General features: G+C 47.1%; 14 protein-coding genes. 10 read left to right on the top strand and 4 right to left on the bottom strand.

All coding sequences use genetic code 11. The annotated features are described in order from the left end of the window. Window positions 1–106: 106 nt before the first annotated feature. Both rsmH and mraZ read right to left on the bottom strand, forming a co-directional pair. Complete coding sequence (gene rsmH / locus F0P94_RS08760; RefSeq protein ID WP_150903509.1) at window positions 107–1,066, bottom strand: 16S rRNA (cytosine(1402)-N(4))-methyltransferase RsmH; 960 nt, start codon at window positions 1,064–1,066, stop codon at window positions 107–109. 2 nt (window positions 1,067–1,068) lie between these two features. After that, window positions 1,069–1,536: a division/cell wall cluster transcriptional repressor MraZ gene (mraZ, locus tag F0P94_RS08755; protein WP_150903508.1), complete on the bottom strand. Its 468-nt coding sequence runs from the start codon at window positions 1,534–1,536 to the stop codon at window positions 1,069–1,071. A 218-nt stretch (window positions 1,537–1,754) separates the two neighbouring features. On the opposite strand from mraZ, the gene F0P94_RS19660 reads away from it, so the two are divergent. From F0P94_RS19660 to F0P94_RS08710, 10 genes are all read left to right on the top strand, one after another. Further along, window positions 1,755–1,901, top strand: a complete 147-nt coding sequence (locus tag F0P94_RS19660; protein ID WP_191906978.1) for a hypothetical protein — start codon at window positions 1,755–1,757, stop codon at window positions 1,899–1,901. A gap of 630 nt (window positions 1,902–2,531) precedes the next feature. Then, window positions 2,532–4,754 carry a hypothetical protein gene (locus tag F0P94_RS08750; protein WP_150903507.1) on the top strand — a complete coding sequence of 741 codons (2,223 nt, stop codon included), beginning with the start codon at window positions 2,532–2,534 and terminating at the stop codon, window positions 4,752–4,754. A 4-nt stretch (window positions 4,755–4,758) separates the two neighbouring features. Further along, the gene (locus F0P94_RS08745; RefSeq protein WP_150903506.1) at window positions 4,759–6,450 is read left to right on the top strand and encodes a T9SS type A sorting domain-containing protein; all 1,692 of its coding nucleotides are present in this window, start codon (window positions 4,759–4,761) and stop codon (window positions 6,448–6,450) included. Window positions 6,451–6,626: 176 nt separating this feature from the next. After that, window positions 6,627–7,256 carry a hypothetical protein gene (locus tag F0P94_RS08740; RefSeq protein WP_150903505.1) on the top strand — a complete coding sequence of 210 codons (630 nt, stop codon included), beginning with the start codon at window positions 6,627–6,629 and terminating at the stop codon, window positions 7,254–7,256. Window positions 7,257–7,287: 31 nt separating this feature from the next. Next, window positions 7,288–7,938, top strand: coding sequence for a hypothetical protein (locus tag F0P94_RS08735; protein ID WP_150903504.1), 651 nt, complete (start codon window positions 7,288–7,290; stop codon window positions 7,936–7,938). Window positions 7,939–8,054: 116 nt separating this feature from the next. Next, window positions 8,055–8,477 (top strand): HYC_CC_PP family protein, encoded by a 423-nt coding sequence (locus F0P94_RS08730; RefSeq protein WP_150903503.1) that lies wholly within the window; start codon window positions 8,055–8,057, stop codon window positions 8,475–8,477. A gap of 85 nt (window positions 8,478–8,562) precedes the next feature. Beyond that, a complete protein-coding gene (locus tag F0P94_RS08725) occupies window positions 8,563–10,776 on the top strand; it encodes a TonB-dependent receptor (RefSeq protein ID WP_225307168.1) in 2,214 nt (737 codons plus the stop codon). A 244-nt stretch (window positions 10,777–11,020) separates the two neighbouring features. Continuing rightward, complete coding sequence (locus F0P94_RS08720; RefSeq protein ID WP_150903501.1) at window positions 11,021–11,371, top strand: heavy-metal-associated domain-containing protein; 351 nt, start codon at window positions 11,021–11,023, stop codon at window positions 11,369–11,371. A 152-nt stretch (window positions 11,372–11,523) separates the two neighbouring features. Then, window positions 11,524–12,810, top strand: a complete 1,287-nt coding sequence (locus F0P94_RS08715; protein WP_150903500.1) for a DUF2157 domain-containing protein — start codon at window positions 11,524–11,526, stop codon at window positions 12,808–12,810. Then, window positions 12,807–13,388 carry a GDYXXLXY domain-containing protein gene (locus F0P94_RS08710; protein ID WP_150903499.1) on the top strand — a complete coding sequence of 194 codons (582 nt, stop codon included), beginning with the start codon at window positions 12,807–12,809 and terminating at the stop codon, window positions 13,386–13,388. Before F0P94_RS08715 ends, F0P94_RS08710 begins: the two co-directional genes overlap by 4 nt. 700 nt (window positions 13,389–14,088) lie before the next feature. Here the strand turns inward: F0P94_RS08710 and F0P94_RS08705 are convergent. Then, a complete protein-coding gene (locus F0P94_RS08705) occupies window positions 14,089–15,303 on the bottom strand; it encodes a TolC family protein (protein WP_150903498.1) in 1,215 nt (404 codons plus the stop codon). Continuing rightward, window positions 15,300–18,410, bottom strand: coding sequence for an efflux RND transporter permease subunit (locus tag F0P94_RS08700; protein WP_150903497.1), 3,111 nt, complete (start codon window positions 18,408–18,410; stop codon window positions 15,300–15,302). The genes F0P94_RS08705 and F0P94_RS08700 overlap by 4 nt, the downstream gene beginning before the upstream one ends. Between the last annotated feature and the right edge of the window lie 5 nt (window positions 18,411–18,415).

Here is an 18,415-nt window from a genome sequence, read left to right as displayed (position 1 = left end):
TTCTCTTAAAAAAATTATTCCTTTTTGACCGGTTGAAAATGCTAAGGTTTCCAATCTAAAAAGTAGCGCATGGATTAATCCGTACGCTACTTCCCTAATTCACTCTTTACTTTTTTCCTCTTCTGCCTACCGTTTTGTCGGGTTTCTCTTCGAAGTTCAGTTCCCCGGTTTTCACCGCGATCCGGAGCTTGGCGCTACGGGACCGGTTATTTTCCAGCAGCTCTTCTTCCGAGGGCGTTAGCGCTTTGCGCACCACGGCTTCGAGCGGCTTCAGCTCGTTGCCGAAAAAATCTTTTTCTACGTCGCCGTGGAATTTACCTTTCTGAATAAAGTTCTTCACCAACCTATCTTCCAAAGAATGGTAAGAAATTACCACTAACCGTCCGCCAGGCTTCAGCACTTCGGCCGACTGCACCAGCATATCTTCCAGGGCTTTCAGCTCGTCGTTGGCTTCTATCCGTAAGGCCTGAAAAACCTGGGCTAAGTATTTATTTTCTTTGCCGCGCGGAATACAGCTTTGTATCGCTTTCTTAAATTCGGCAATGGTATTTATTTCCTGACCGTTGCGGGCGCTTACAATTGTCTGGGCCAGGGTTTTGGCATTCTTCACTTCGCCATAAATCCCGAAGATCTTATGCAGTTGTTCTTCCGGGTAATTGGCAATAATTTCTTTGGCCGAAAGTGGGGCGTCCGGATCCATACGCATGTCCAACGGACCGTCGAAGCGGGTAGAGAAACCGCGCTCGGCCGTGTTGAACTGGTGCGAAGAAACGCCCAGATCCGCCAGAATACCGTCTACCTGTTTCACGCCGTAAAGCCGGAGGAATTTTTTCAGGTACCGGAAATTGGCTTTTACGAACTGAAAGGTCGCGCCTTCCAGTTTTTCGCTTTGCTTTTCGGCATCCGCATCCTGGTCGAAGCTGTAAAGCTTGCCGGTGGTCAGGTGTTTTAAAATTTCGGCAGAATGGCCGCCGCCGCCAAACGTTACGTCCACGTACGTGCCGGCAGGGTTAATGGCGAGGGCTTCCACCGACTCGCGGAGCATCACAGGGTTGTGGTAAGCCATACTTATAAATTAGGTTGAATGACAGGCTGATCGCCCAGGAATTTTTGCGCCAGCTGGGAGAACTCCTGCTGGTCTTTGATCAGGAACTCTTCGTAGCGTTCCGGATTCCAGATCTCTACCCGGTTGCCAAGGCCTACAATAATTACTTCTTTGTCGATGTCGGCGTAGCGCTGCATGGTTTTAGGCAACACAAAGCGGCCGGTATTGTCGAGCTCAAGTTCGGTATTGCCGCGGAAGAAGTTCCGCTGGAACTGCCGGTACTCTTCGTTGAATTCGTTCAGGCTGGCTACCCGGTCGTATATGCTTTTCCATTCCTGTTTAGGGTACAGCACGAGGCATGGCTCAAACCCGCGGGTCAGCACCACGTTGTTACCCGACTCCTCCGGCAGGTTGGCTTTTATCTTGGCAGGTAAAACCAACCTTCCCTTCGGGTCAAGCTTACACTCGTATTCTCCGGACAGAAAGTTCATATACTTGGGTAGACCTCTTCTATTTCGAGGTAAACAAAAGTACACAATCCCGAAAAAAGGGCAATCACATTTTCCCACTTTTTCCCACTTTGTGGATAAGTTATGGTTATCCACCCCACTTATCCACTTTATCCACAATTCCGCTTACCACTTTCAGGAAATTTCTTTCCGGTCATTTTCATGACTTCCGATGGAAGAAACCCTACCCCAAAACACAAATGCTTGACACAGTGAAATTTATAAAACACAATCACCAAGCATGGCGCTATTCTGAAGAAAAAGTGGGAGAAAGTGGAGCGATTTTCCGGAAGTGGGAAAAAGAGGCGTTGCTGTGGAAAGAAGGTGCTGATAAAAAACTGACCTGATTTTTGGAGCTTTTTTGAAAATTATTTAATGCAACAAAAGCCGGTTTGCTGAATTTGGATTCAGGATTAAGGGAAATTGAGCTCTTCTTGCGGGATGCGTTAGCTGAAGGATTTTAAAGAAGCCCCCCTGCTATCCGACAGCGATCCGTCAGCTAAAGCAGACGGCAATGAAATTCAGCTAGCAAAACTTAACCAATAAAATACGTGATTCGGGCCCGTTTTTTTTACGCATGGATTCGGCTGTGCAGAAAAGCCTTCTTTTTTAACTTCCTTCTGCAGCCCTCTAACCGCCTTTTTTCCCAACTCACCCAACATTATCTACTTGTAACGCTTTTGTAACGAACAAAAGTTGCTTCAGATAATTATTAGCCTGTACTTTCACCCTTAATTATTACCATTATTTAAAATTTGTATCCAATTTATTTATCAAGTATTAAACTAAACTAGTTTAAATTTTAACTATACAAACAAAAACAAACTTTAACTGTTAATTAGGTCAGGTCACTAAATGAAACTCACCGTTCACCCTTAATCCGGCAGTTTCTTAAGACCTGAAATCCATAAAACGGTATAAACGGAATTGTGCCGGAAAACCTTCCTCTGGTAAACCGGCCAAAACGCGCTCTGACTATGCAAATCGTTACTAAACTTTTATCTGCTTTCAGGAAACTGAGGTTATTCTTATGCCTTTTTTTTCTGGTCTTAAGCTGGCTCCCGAAAACCTACGGCCAAAGCCCTGCCCCCGGGAGTTCCCCATCATGCGTACAATCGGACGCCTGTTTCGACTTTATATATAAAGGCTACGTGCGGAATGCCAATAATACGGTAACCTTAACAGTTGGAGTCAGGACGAATTGCATTTATGACCTGAGCCATGCCGCTTTTGAGTTACCTGCCGGTGTGGTGGCCACTAATCCGGTAAACGCTAAAAAAACTTATTCTTATTCCATCGCAAATCCTACCAATAATCCTTACTACTGCTTAAAATTTGACGGTGTACGAATAAATGGCTACAAAAACGGGGCGGAAGATGAATTCTCTTATACCCTTCCAGCAGCTGCTTTTAATTCTCTGACTACCTTCCGGGCTACGGCAAAAGCAGGAACAATAGTAGGCACCGTTACCCTCAATGCTCAGGCGGGAATAGTTGGACCCGAAGCCATTTGTCCGAATTCCGTTCAAACCTTTACCGTACCGCCCCTTGCCGGCACCACTTATCAATGGACCATTCCGAATGGCTGGACCTTAACTAGCGGGCAGGGCACCAATAGCATAACGGTTACGACCAATAGTACCCCGGGAAATGTAGCGGTAACAGTTTCTGATCAGAGTTCGAGCTGGTGCGGCAACAAAGAGGTAGCTATATTACCGGCTTCCCTCAGCACCCCTGCCTCCATCTCCGGTCCGGCGGTGGTTTGCCCCAATACCGATTATTATTTTGAAGTACCCAATGTGCCTTACGCTGCCTATTACAACTGGCAGGTACCCAACGGCTGGCAGATCTTAAGTGCTCCGGTTGGGAATGGTTTTGAGAACCGGATCCTGGTAAAAGCGGGCATTACCGGCGGAAACATTTCCGTTGCGGCTGCCAATGCCTGTACCAGTAGCGCTGTTACAAGTACCACCGTAAGCCTTGAGCCTCTGGTTTCGGTTTCTTCCAGTATTTCAGGAAACGTAAATCCCTGCCCCGGAAGCACCCAGACCTACCAGATTAACGCTACCAATGCCGCTACTTTTACCTGGACCGTTCCGAATGGCTATACCTTACTTTCCGGACAGGGAACCAATACTGTAACGATACTAATTGGCAGCAGCAGCGGGAATATCGATATAAGGGCAACGAGTCCGTTGGGCTGTAGTTCCGCGACGCAGAATCTAACCATAACACCCATTTCTGCTCCTGTAATAATAGTAGCTCCTCAGTCTGTAACAATCAACCGGGGAACCAGTACCACTTTTAAGGTAAGTAGCAGCGGCCGGAATTTAACGTTTCAATGGCAGGTGAATTCCGGCAGCGGATGGGCAAATATTACAAACAGCGCTATTTATCAATCCTTAGACTCGGTATTACAAATAAGCAATGCTCCCATTTATTTGAATGGATATCAGTACCGGGCAGTAGTAAGCAGTTGCAACCAAAGCACCGTAACTTCCCCCGCTACCTTAACCGTTAACCAGACCGGTATTGCGGCAAATATTAAAGTGTTTCTAGAAGGCCCTTACAATCCGGCTACCGGCCTCATGCGCACTTCGTTGAACGCAGCCAATCTTTTACCGAACGATCAGCCTTTCAACAATGCTTTCTGGAAATATACCGGGAACGAAAATGTGCCCGCGGGCTTTTTTGCCGCAAACCCGGCTATTGTAGACTGGGTAATGGTGGAACTCAGAACGAGCCCTTTACCCAATTCCAGTGTAGCAATGCAAAGCTTTCTCCTTAAAAATGATGGAAAAATAGTAGACCTGGATGGAAAAAGCCTGCCCTCCTTCCCGGGTATTCCACCGGGCTCCTACTACCTGATCGTTCACCACCGCAATCATTTATCGGTCATGAGCAAGGGCCTGATAAGCCTGGATACCAACCCCAGCCTTTATGATTTTACCACAACGTACAAAGCTTCCAGTGGCGTTAACCCCCTAAAGAGAATGACCGACGGTAAATGGGCGCTGTTTACCGGCGATGCCAATGGAAACGGTTCGGTTACTACCAGCGACTGGGGCAGCTTCTGGCTGTTAGAAAATGGCCAGAGCGGCTACCTGCCTTCAGACTGGAACCTGGATGGAACGGTAAATCAGACCGATTATAACTACTGGTACGCAAACGGAGGTTTTACAACGCAAGTTTTAAGGTAATACCATGAAGAAATATACCGCCTTAAAGTGGCTCCGGCCCGCTTTTTTGAGAGCATTCCTTAGCATTTGCTTTTTACTGGCCCTGCATGCAGCAAATGCCCAGAACAATGCCCGGATAAAAGGCAGAATCGTTCTGGTAGATAATACGAACAACACGCTCATTATAAAACTTCAGGTACAGGCCGTTCACGATACCGATCCGGGCAAGATCCTGAAATTAGGAACCGGTTCTTTATGGGTCCGGTATAACGACAGCCTTGTAAGCATGGCCGAACAACCCCTTCAGGCCACTAATATAAACCTTACGGATGGCGATTATTTTTACCCCATGCTTGCTTCAGCCAACTACACGCAAAAAAAAGTGATCAGGCAGTCAAAACCGGACGACATTAAAATGACCAGCCTGTTCAGTATTTCGCATTTTGTATATGAACCGCCTGCAAGCTCTCCGCCTATAGCCGAACCCATAAACAGCTGGACAGATATAGCCGTTTTTAAATATAAAATCATAAAAAGTGGCAATGTTCAGTTAAAATGGAATGTGCTGGCCATGGAAAATGAGATCAAAGACGAAGCGGAGGCTTCCTTTGCGGTAAACAAAGTAGATTTTGAAGATTGGTCCGGTTATGTAACTTTTCACCAACCTACCCTGATCCTCAATGCTGTTGGTGCAGGCTCCTCAACCGATCCCTATTTTGCCACGATTACCTCCTTCGACGCTACCCTCCGGCAGGCAGGAACTGCCGGAATCCGGCTCTATTATTCCAGCGATGAAATAAATGCCGTAACGTTCTCGGATCAATTATCAAAATCTCCCTTTCACTGGAACAATGCTGATATACGGGATGAAAGCATTCCGGAAATCTGGAAAAACGGGGAGCTTTATGACCGCCAGATAACGTATACCAGCAACGATAATAATCAAGGCAACGATTACTGGCCGGCAGCAAATACGGCCACCCCAGTTAAGCTACTGGAACTTACTTTCACCCCTAATGATGGTAATTTAACTGACTTTACGACTTACCTGGAAGTAATCGGGCAGGAATCTTTTAAAACCTGGGACAGAACTATAAATCACATTGTATTAGAAGGAAACGCAAATAACCCTGGCGGAGGCCCCAATTCACCGCTACCGGTTTCCCTGGTAAATTTCACGGCAACTTTACAGAACCCAGCTTCGGTTTTACTAAACTGGAGCACAGCCAGTGAAAAGGATAACGACAGGTTTGTGGTTGAACGGAGCGCGAACGGCAAGAATTTCGAAGCCGTAGCCACCGTGAAAGGGAACGGAACCTCCAGCAATTATATTTCCTATGAAACTACCGACAATAACGCGCTGGCCGGAATTTCTTATTACCGCCTGAAGCAGGTAGATTTTAACGGAAAGAGCGAATACTCGAAAATCGTGACCGTAAACAACACGCTTAAAACGGAAGTCCTCCGCCTAAAAGCGCTTTACCCGAACCCGGCTCATAAAACGGCAACACTGGAATTCCTGTCGACAGCCGATGAAAAAATCAGCCTGACGATAACCGACATGCTCGGAAAAGTAGTGGGCAAGCAGGCGTTGGAAGGCCACTCCGGACAAAATAAAATCGAACTGGAAAACCTGGCTTCCCTGCCAAACGGAATTTATATCATATCGCTCTCCAACGGTTCTCAGCTCGTTTATCACAAACTGGTGAAAGAATAAAAACGCAATTGTTTTTGTTTTCCTGAAAATGGTCGAAGGATTACTTCCGGCCATTTTTATTTTAACCAATTCGGGTTTCTCAGGGACATCTCAGGCGATAGTCCTCAAAAAAACAATACGTAATTTTGTTATGACAATTACAGACTTTAAATTAGAACCAGATTAAAGTTTAGTTTATGTGGCGTTCTATACTTGTAAGCAGTTTATTATTCCTGGGGGCATCAATTTCAGCTATAGCACAGTCTGAAACGGTAGCTTCCAGGCCCAAAAAACTGCAGCAGTTGTATTTAAGTATTGGTGGCGGTCCGGCTTTCACGCTAAATAAGGAAGCCAGAACCCGTGGGATAGCATTTACATCCGATATTTCCCTGGCATTGAGACAGCAGCGCATTTTCCGGTTAGGCTTTCAGATTTCCGGATTTACTTCAAAAGACGCCCCCAAACCGGACCTTATATTAGACAACACAGGCTTCGACCACAGCCTTGTATCGCCAAGCGTTTCAATTGGGAAACGGAAAAAAATAAATGAAAAGCTTCAGATTCAGGGTTTGGCCGGCGCCAGTTTAAACCTGCATAGCTACTTACCCTATATATCCGAAGAAGCGGCTGCTGCGGGTACAGAAGCTTGTATTCCGGCCTTCTTGGTAAAGCCCGGCCTTATTTTACGGGCAGAAGCCATGGCTTTACCTGTCCGCTTTGCCGGTTTAACGATTGGCGCTTTCTATCATTATGTGCCGGGGATTTCGAATGGTGGTGTAACCCTGAGCCTGAATTTTGGCCTTATAAAACGGAAGGAATTACTTTAAACGAATAAGTAGCATAATAAATCCCAACCTTATGTGGCGTTGTTTACTGGTAATCGGGCTATTTTCCTTTTTAGCTTCCGATCCAGCCATAGCCCAAACTGAAGCGGTAGTTCCAAATGAAAAAAATCTGCAACAATTGTATGTGGGTCTGGGTAGCCAACTGGGAATAACTGACAACCAGTACCTTGATGATAATGGCATTGGCCTTAATGCTTACTTAAACGTGGGTTTAAAATCCAACTGGAATTTTCGACCTGGAATAATTCAGACTAATTTCAAGGACGACATGAGCAGATTTGAGCATGTTACAGCTTCACCCGGGGATTATCCAAAGCATAGATTTACATCTACCTATTTATTGATCGGCAAAAGCATTGAATTTGAAAACGTAATTCAGCTAAAAGGAATGGCCGGTCCAACGTACACCACTTACCGCGAGCCTTATGATTTTCAGGGAGCACCACTTTTATATTTATTCCATACTTACAAAACCGAATTCCGGAATCACTATTATATAGGTGGCTTGGTACAGGCCGAGGCTTTGTTCATGCCCGGAAAATCTGCAGGATTTACTTTGAGCGGGTTCTTCAATTTCATTCCTCAAAATTCATTTGGTGGTTTGGGACTTACGTTGAATCTGGGATTATTGCGAAGGGAAAAAGGCTACCCGGAAATCCTGTAAAACAAACCCGGAATCCTGTAAATACTTTTTCCGGCCCTGCCCCTACTTTTGTAACGTAAAACATTAACATACCCGGGAAGAAAATAAAAACCGGGAAACTTCGTATATTTGTTTAAATGAAAACCCTGCTGAATAAATCGGTTTGTTTATGGCTAAGCCTGATGGTGCTTCTCAGCTCCGTGGGTCTTACTGTAGGCCAGCACATTTGCCTGACCAGCGGCAAGGTGATGTTCAGCTTCGAGCTAAAGGAAGACCCGTGTACGAAGCATGCCGCCGAAGCGGACTGCAAAATTCCGGAAGCCGGACAAACCGTTTCGAAGAAATGCTGTGACTTTAAACTCGACCAGCACAAACTGGACCTGGCTTCGCAAGTAAAACTGAAGCAGTTCACCTCTACCTGGCTTGCCCCGCAACCAACCTTTTCGCCGGTTTTCATTCCTGTTCAGCACACGGAACAGGAAGTGCTGCAGTATACCAATTCCTCGCCCCCGCTGTACGGCAAAAAACTGCTCTATTCCCTGCATATCCTTCGCGTTTAGTTTAAAATTCTGAAAACCAGTTCTGCCTGCCGCATTTTAGCAGCAAGCCATTCTGTTCATTTCTGAATTTTAAATCAAAAACGCTATGATTTTACCTTTAAAAGGCCGAAGTATCCTTTTCGCCTTCCTTTCAATATTATTTTTACCCGCTTTTGCCTCCGCCCAGATCCTGAACGGCCAGGTATTCGACAAAACCGATAACGCTACCGGTTTAACGGGAGCCAGCCTGGTTTGGGCCGGCACTACTTCCGGCACGCTGGCCGATGCCAATGGGGGCTTCTCCCTGCCTTTTTCCACCCAGACCAATAAACTGGTGGTAAGTTTTATCGGCTATAAAGCCGATACGCTTACCGTAAAACCGAACGAGATCTTCCTTCGCATTTACCTGGAGCCGAACACTAACCTGGAGGAAGTAGAAGTAGTTGCCCGCAAAGACCGCTTCGATGCCACTTCGCCGGTTAACGCCCAACTGATCACGAACCGCGACCTGGAAAAGTCGGCGTGCTGCAACCTGGCTGAAAGCTTTGAGACCAACGCTTCGGTAGAAGTAAGCACCACCGATGCCGTTTCCGGCGCCAAGCAGATCCAGATGCTGGGTTTGGACGGCGCCTACACGCTCCTTACCACCGACAACGTGCCTACCCTGCAAGGCCTGGCCACGCCTTTCCGCCTGAATTATTTATCCGGCACGTACATCGACAACATCGATATTATTAAAGGAACCGGTTCGGTGCTGAACGGTTACGAATCGATTTCCGGCCAGGTGAACGTGAAACTGAAAGACCCGGAAAAAGCCGAACAGATTTACCTGAACCTTTACGGCAACGACCTGGGAAAATGGGATGCCAATGCCAACGTGGCCGTGCCGCTTTCCGAAAAACTGAGCACCGTGCTTATGCTGCACACCAACCACCTGCACCAGCGCGTAGACCGCAACAAGGACGGATTTATGGACCAGCCCCTGAATTCGCAATACAACGTTTACAACAAGTGGAAGTACATTAACAAACGCTTTACCGGCGAGATCGGCCTGAACGCCTTGCGCGAAGACCGGCTGGGTGGCCAGACAGACTATGAAAAAGGAGCCGGTGCGGAATCGGGCATTTACGGCACCGAAAGCCGGACAGAACGCCTTTCAGGTTACAGTAAACTGGCCCTGACCGCAAAGAACAAACCTTACGAAAGCCTTGGTTTGATCTTATCCGGAAGCCTGCACGAATTCGATTCCCAGTACGGGTTCCGGCGTTACGACGGGGAGCAACAATCGGGTCTGGCCCGGTTGATTTTCCAGTCGGCAATCGGCACTACGGCACATACCTATAAAACCGGTTTAAGTTTTTCCCACGACAATTACCGCGAGTTTTTCGAAGACACCCTGCTGAAACGTCAGGAAAATGTACCGGGCGTGTTTGCCGAATATACCTACAACAACTCGCATAACTTAACGGTAGTAGCCGGCGCCCGCACCGATTTTCACAACCTGTACGGTACCGTTTTCACCCCCCGCCTGCACCTGAAGTACGACTATACCCCGAACACCATTTTCCGGATCTCGGGTGGTAAGGGTTTCCGGGTAGCCAACCCGATCGCCGAAAACAGCGGTGCGCTGGTAAGTTCCCGGAAGTTCGTTTTCACGGAAGAACTGCAGCCGGAACGCGCCTGGAACATGGGCGGAAGCTTTACGCAATACTTTTCCCTGGGCGGCAAGCATGGTACCTTCATTACCGATTACTATTACACCACGTTCCAGAACCAGGTAGTAGCCGACATGTACAGCGTTCCAGGAGCCGTAATTTTCAGCAACCTGGAAGGGCGTTCATTCTCCAACAGTTTTCAGGCGGAAGTGCAGTATGAACTGGCAAAAGGCCTCGACCTGAAAGCGGCCTATAAGTTCTTCGATGTAAAAAGCAGCTACAACGGCAACCTGCTCGATCGCCCGATGAACCCGAAAAACCGTTTCTTTGTGAACGCCGGCTATGCCACTGCTTTCGATAAATGGCGTTTCGATGCTACGGTGCAATGGTTCGGTCAGCGGAGCCTGCCAACAGTGGTAACGCACGATGGCGACCCGGAGCCAAGACGAACTGCCGAGCCATTTTCGGTGTTAAACAGCCAGGTAACGCGTAGCTTCAAGCATTGGGACATTTACGTAGGCGGCGAAAACCTGCTGAACTTCAAACAAAAAGACCCGATCATGGGCGCAGAAGCGCCCTTTGGCCACACCTTCGACGCCAGCATGGTCTGGGGTCCGGTAGTTGGCCGGGTAATTTATGCCGGCCTCCGCTATAAACTAAAATAAGGCACGGTTTTTTCGATTGTTCGAATGTTCGATATTCGTAGGTACGAATTTTAAATTGTTCGAACGTTCGATATTCGATTATTAGACTAAAAAATAAAAGAAATAAATTCGATTAAAAACAATGTCTCGGCCTCTTAAATAAATATAGAGTCCTGAATTGAGAACAGTTTACTTTCGGAAGTTAGATTTGATCAAAAACAGATAATTACTAATCATTAATCACTATTCACTAATCACTAAAAAGATGAAAACTTTAAGAATACTTTTTGCCGCTTTTTCCCTGGTGATTTTCAGCGTAAACGCGCAGGCGCAAGGCAAGAAAACGGAAACCGTAAAAATTAAAACTTCTTCGGTTTGCGACATGTGCAAAAAGACCATCGAGAAAAGCATGGCTTATGAAAAAGGCGTGCAGCAGGCTACTTTGGATGTTAGATCTCAGATGTTACTCGTTCAATACCGTCCGGATAAAACCAACGTAGAGGCCTTGCGCAAAGCAGTTTCCCAGATCGGTTATGATGCCGATTCGGTAGCCGCCAACCCGCAAGCCTACAACAAGCTGAACGATTGCTGCAAAAAAGATAAAGGCATTCACTAAGCTTCCTACACCATAGAAAAAGCCTTCCGGAACAATCCGGAAGGCTTTTTCTATTTCAGGCGCCTCGGTCTCTAACAAATAAAAACAAGGCATTCATTGGAAATAAATAGTTTAAGCTATACTTTGGGTATTCGAAAAAACCGGTTCAATACATGGCCAGTGATATTTTAAAAGACCTTCCGGAACTGGTAAACGGCAACCTTATTTCCGCCGAAACCGCCGAAAAGATCCGCTTGCATTACCGCAACAAAAGCAAGGATTCAAGTCACCGTCCGGTGCTGGTTTTTGGTATACTGGGAGCGCTTATTACTGGCCTCGGCATTATCCTGATTATTGCGCATAACTGGGACGAGCTTTCCCGGCAAACCAAAACGATCCTGGCTTTTATTCCTTTACTGCTGGGGCAAGTGGCCGCGGGCTACACCCTGCTGAAAAAGGACGGGGAACAAAACCGGAAAGAAGCCGCTGCCACCTTTTTATTTCTGGCCGTCGGCGCTACCATTTCCCTCATCAGCCAGATCTACCACATTCCCGGAAAGATCAGCAGCTTTTTACTTACCTGGATGCTGCTTTGCCTGCCTCTGGTTTACCTCATGCGCTCCGGCACCGCCTCCTTGCTATTTCTGCTTGGCATTACGTATTACGCCGCCGAAACCGGTTACTGGACTTATGGCTCTTCCGAAAATTATTATTACTGGCCATTGCTGCTCGCGGTGCTGCCCTTTTACTTTTTCCTGTTCCGAAAGAAACCCCAGAGCAACTTCCTGATCTTTCATAACTGGTTTCTTCCGCTGTCGGTAACGATTGCCCTGGGAACCGTGGCCCGGCACACCGAAGAGTTTATGTTCATTGCGTACCTGAGCTTGTTTGGTTTGTTCCTGCAATTGGGTTCGCTTTCATTTTTCAACAGTCAGAAACTTCGCAACAACGGTTTTAAAATTTGCGGCTTTGCCGGAACGGTGGCTCTGCTGCTGTTTTTAAGCTTCGAAACGTTCTGGAAGAGCCTGGGCCGGCAACCATTCAAAGCACAGGACCTTATTTCTCCTGAATTTATTTCTGCCGTATTGGTTACAATTACAGCGGGTCTGTTTTTATTCAGACAATACCGTCAAAAGCCGCTTACCGAACTTAATCCGTTTGAAATAGTTTTTTTGGTCTTTGCCCTACAGTTTCCTATAGGTTATCTATATCCCTTGGCCGGAGCCGTAGCCATAAACCTGCTAACGCTGTTCCTTGGTATTTTCACGATCCGTTCCGGCGCCCGGCAGGACAGTTTAGGCATTCTGAACTTCGGCTTGCTGCTTATAACTGCCTTGGTGATCTGCCGCTTTTTCGACACGAACCTTACTTTTATTGCCCGAGGAGTTTTGTTTATCCTGGTAGGCCTGAGCTTTTTTGCCGCCAATTATTACCTGCTTAAAAAACGGAAAACCGCATGAAAAGCAAAACCTCCCTCCTGCTTGCCTTTCTGCTTGTTGCGCTGGTGCAGCTTTACGTTCCCGCCAGTATGATCCTGGACCGGGAAAAGATCCTGGCGTCCGGCACGGAATACAAATTCAAAACGGCCCCCTTAGATCCCAACGATCCTTTCCGGGGCAAATACATCGTTTTAAGTTTCCGCCAGAATTCCATTGCCCTTCCAAACCGAAAGCCTTGGGAAAATACGGAGGATATTTACGTCAACCTGAAAACCGACCGGAACGGCTTTGCCCAAGTTGCCGGCATTTCCAAAACGGAACCAGCCCCGAATAAAGCTTACCTGAAAGCCCAAATAGATTATATTACGACCGAACACGGCAAGCACCAGCTCTTTATCCGCTATCCCTTCGACCGGTTTTACCTGGAAGAGACCGTAGCCCCCGAAGCCGAAAAAGTCTACTTCGATTCGGTACAGGACACCACTAAAACTACTTATGCGGTGGTTCAAATCCTGAAGGGTGAAGCTGTACTGAAAGATGTGTATATTAAAGATACGCCCATTACGGAAGTTGTAAAAGCCGGCCGAGCGAGTAAATAAAACTTATGCAGAAGTTTCGACTGCAAACCGTGCGGTAAGAACTTTATGAGTAATTAATACGATTTGGCAAGAATGGTTTCCAAATTCTGTACCCTTACAGAACTTTTGCTTCATAGCTTATTTTCTTTCCAAGTAAGGAAGAGGGCTGTCAGAGGACCTAGGGTATATACACAGCTTTAAGTAGGGAAAACTATTGAATATCACGTCCACCCCGGCCTGTCCCCCCGACAGGACGGACTATCGCCACTCCCTTCAGGTAGCCAATCCACCAGACATTTTACCTTTATTAACCGCTTTATGGAAGCTTCTGAACAATGCTCATAGTTGCAGTGCTTCCGGCCTGTCGGGGGACAGGCCGGGGTAGAAGAAAAGCAGGTCATTCTGAGCTTGTCGAAGAAACTATTGGTTACTGCTATGGTATTTGAGCGTAGCAATAAATGCCTTTCGCTCGGGCTCGGTATGCGATAGTTCCCTCAACTTCGTTCGGGATGACGCAATAAATCGGGATGACGCAATATAGCAACGAAGCTAGACAATTATGGTGTTTTCACCAACATTAGCAGGCTTGATACAACTTAATAAAAAAACCCGAAACGGCTTCAACTTTAAAAGGTACCTCTTTCCATTAAGGCGCTAATAAATTAGTGCGTTTTCTTCCGGTCCCGGATATCCGTTAAACCTTCCTTTTAGCATTAATAATTTATAAAGCGAACTTGTAAAGCCTAGCTACTACCTGGTTGTATTCTTTTTTCAGGGCCAGGTAATTATCGTAAGCGTTATAAAAATATGTCAGTTCCATAAAGTATTCGATGCTGGAGATTTCGCCCAGGCGTAACGCTTTTGCCAGTAACACATCGCTTTTAACGTCCTGCATCAGATTTTGATAATCCACTAATCCGGCCCGTAGGCTTTCATAGCGATCGTACAGGGCTTTAATATCGTGCAGGTGCTCGGTGCGGTGGCTCTGGATCTGTAGTTCTGAATATAGGATTTCGGCCTCTTTCTGCTTTACCTTATTTTTATCCTGCCACAAGGGAACGGAAACGCCTACCCTGCCCCCGTTAAAGGTTTGCCCCAGAATTGCCTGCGAATGGTAGCCGGCCCCAAGTTTTGGCAAGGTAAGCGCTCTGGCAACTTCCTTTTCCTTTACGGCGATCTCTCTCTGCTGCTTTACCGTTTTAAGGATAGGGTCATTTACTTCCACCACGCTATCCATTACTTCATAGGCCGGCAGCTGCGTTTGCGCCGGATAAAGCGTATCGGTTACGGCAATAACATTTCCGCCGTTCAGTTGGGTAAGTTTTTCGGTGTAAAGCTTTAGCTGACTTTCAATCTGGCGCACCTCGTTTTGCAGCGTGGTAAGCTGAATTCTGGATTTATTTACTTCCAGAATACTGGCGAAGCCTTGTTTGAATTTCTTCTGATAATCGTGGTACAATCTTTCCGAGGTTTGCAGGCGGCGGGCCAGCGTTACTTTTTGACGGTTCAGGTATACCATTTCCAGGTAGCTTAATTTGGCTTCGAGCAAAATATCCTGCCGGAAAGCTGCTGCCTGAAATTCCGTCTGCGCGATCTGCTCTTTCGAGAGCGCTTTCTTTTTGCTGTACGCCGTCGGGAAATCGAATTGCTGGGTTACGGTAAAATCGTGCTGGTTTCCGGCAATTTCCTGGGGCCTGCCCCGCATATAATCATAAACCACCTCCGGGTTTTCGGGCGTAAGGCCGGTTCTTAAAGCCAGCTTCCGGGCTTCCCAGTATTGCTTATTCGCGGCAATGGCTTTGTTGTGCTGAGCGACGGAAGCAAGTACCTTTTCCAGGTTACCCTGGGCAAAACCTGTTCCCGGAAATAAAACGATGAAACAAAAAAACAATCTTCTCCAGGTATTCATACAAACAGTTTTACTTATGTTTTTCATACCGATTCCTTTTTATTATTCGCCCAGAAAAACACGATCGGGATCACAAACAAATTCAGCACGGTAGATGTAAGCAGGCCTCCTAAAATTACTTTGGCCATCGGGCTTTGAATTTCGTTACCCGGCAGATCGCCGGCAATTGCCAGGGGAATAAGGGCCAGCGCCGCCGTTAAAGCCGTCATCAGGATCGGGCTTAAACGGTCTCTGGAACCCTGAACAATGGCCTGGTAAAGAATTTCTTTATGGCTGCCGGTAAAATGGTTTTCCCGTAACAGTAGTTCGTAATGCGAAACCAGTAGAATACCGTTCCGGGTGGCAATTCCGAAGAGGGTAATAAAGCCGATTATGGCAGGAATGCTCAATATACCGGAGGTAAAGTAAATGCTCAGAATGCCTCCAATTAAAGCCAGCGGCAGGTTCAGGAGAATAATACCCGAAACCCGGGCATCTTTGAACTCCTGGTATAAAAGCAGGAAAATGACTAGCAGGGCTAAAGCCGAAGCTACCAGTAAGGTTCGGGAAGCTTCTGCTTCTGCTTCAAACTGCCCACCGTATTCAATATGATACCCTTCCGGCAGCTTAATATTCGCTTCGATCTTTTTCCGGATCTCTTCCACGGCACTTTTCTGATCCCGGCCGGCCACATTGGCCGAAACTACCGTTTTGCGCTGCACATTCTCCCGGTTTATGGTATTGGGTCCGGAAGTTGAAACGATATCGGCTACGTAATACAAGGGAATTTTTTCGCCGTTTCCGGCATCGATGAGGCTATTTCGGATGTTCTCCATTTTACCCCGGTTCTGGTCGTCGAACTTCAGGATCAGGTCGAAGCTCCTGGCTCCTTCGTACACTTCCGATACTTTTTCCCCGGCAAAAGCCACATCAATAAAATCCGTGAACCGGCCGATGGAAATACCGTACTTAGCCAGCATATCCCGGTTGGCTTTGATCTGAATCTGCGGGATGCCAACCTGCTGTTCCACACTCAGATCAACCAGACCTTCTATGTCTTCGATACTGGCTTTAACCTGCTCGGAAAGCGTGAACAATTGATTCAGATCATTACCGAAGATCTTGATAGCGATATTGGCACGGGTACCCGAAAGCATGTGATCGATGCGGTGTCCAATGGGTTGCCCGATGGTAATGTTAGCGGTAGTAATGTTGCCTACTTTTTCCCGAACTTCTTCCATAAATGCCTCCCGGTCGCGTTCATCCAGGATGAAAGGGGCATCGATTTCAGAAGCATTTACGCCCTGGGCGTGTTCGTCGAGTTCAGCACGACCGGTACGGCGGGTGGTAATTTTTATTTCCGGGACCGTAAGCAAAGCTTTCTCCACCTGCGTCCCGATCTTGTTCGATTCTTCCAGTGAAATACCCGGCAAACTAACTACGCTTACTACCAGCGAACCTTCGTTGAATTCCGGTAAAAAGCTGCGCCCTAAGCCAGAAAAAAGAACCAGGGAAATTGCGAATAACCCTACCGCCAGGCCAATTACCAGCTTACGCATACCCATTGCTTTTACCAATGCTTTTTCATAAACGGCATTCAGGTGACGTACCAGCCAGGTTTCCTGGTGCTCTTTTAAAAGCAATTTATCGTTGGTGAGCAGGAAGCTGCAAAGAACCGGTGTAAGGGTGATTGCTACTATTAAGGAGGCAAAAAGGGCCACAATAAACGCGATGCCCAACGGGGCTAAAAGCCGGCCTTCCATGCCCGAAAGAAAGAAAAGCGGCACAAAAGCGACGATAATAATAAAGGTGGCATTAATAACCGAAGACCGGATTTCTACGGAAGCATCGTAGATCACTTTCAGCTTGTTTACTCTTTCTGCAAGTGGTTTATGGGCATTTTCTTTTAACCTGCGATACACATTTTCCACGTCAATAATGGCATCGTCTACCAGGTCGCCAACGGCAATTGCCATTCCGCCGAGGCTCATGGTGTTAATGGTTAAGCCCAGCCATTTTAAAGTCAGAATGGCTACCAGAATGGAAATGGGAATGGCAATGAGGGAAATAACCGTAGCCCGCCAGTTCATCAGGAAAATAAACAGGATAATTACCACAAAAATGGAGCCTTCTACCAGTACTTTCTGAATGTTGTTAACCGAAGCCGTTATGAAATCGGCTTGCCGGAAAATCCTGGTATTGATATGAATATCCTGCGGCAGGTTCCGGCTCATTTCCGCCATGGCTTCATCAATGCGTTTGGTAAGTTCCAGCGTGTTGGTATTAGGCTGCTTCATTACCGTCATGATTACTGCCGGCCGGCCTTTCAGGGAGCCATCGCCGATCTTTACCGCGGTTCCGATCTTGATTTCGGCCACGTCCTCGATTTTTACCGGAATCTGGTTTACCGTTTTTATTACCGATTTGCCAAGTTCTGCCAGGTCGCTGGTTTTCCCGATTCCCCTTACAATGTATTCGTTACCGTACTCGTTCAGGAAACCGCCGGAAGCATTCTGATTCGCGTTTTTACCGGCCTCCAATAATTCCGGTAGCGAAACCCCGTAGTATCTCATTTTCTGCGGCGAGGCCAGTAACTGGTATTGCTTGTATTCGCCGCCAATTACCACTACTTGGGAAACCCCGCCGGTAGCTAATAACCGGGGCCGGATATTCCAGTCGGCAAGGGTGCGAAGATCCATCAGGCTGGTGCTATCGGCAGTTAAGCTGATGAGCATAATTTCGCCCATAATGGAAGAATTCGGGGCAAGGGCAGGATTACTAACGCCTTCGGGCAGGTTTTCGGCCACCGAGATCATGCGTTCGTTCACGATCTGCCGGGCCTGGTAAATATCGGTTCCCCAGTTAAACTCTACCCACACAATGGAAATGCCTGCCGAAGAAGAGGACCGGACCCGGCGTACATCGGAAGCGCCGTTCACAGCCGTTTCGATCGGGAAGGTAACCAGTCTTTCGACTTCTTCCGGAGCCATCCCGTGGGCCTCGGTTAAGATCACTACCGTAGGGGCCGTAAGATCCGGAAAAACATCAACCTCCATATTAGCCGCGGTGTAACTCCCCATAAAAATGAGCAACGCCGAAGCCACCATAACAATCAGGCGGTTATGGAGCGCAAAATCTATAATCTTATTCAGCATGGTTT

The sequence above is a fragment of the Adhaeribacter soli genome, assembly GCF_008727925.1.
Lineage (GTDB): Bacteria > Bacteroidota > Bacteroidia > Cytophagales > Hymenobacteraceae > Adhaeribacter_A > Adhaeribacter_A soli.
Note: the sequence above shows the minus strand (reverse complement) of the source record. Positions and strands in the feature narration are given on the sequence as shown.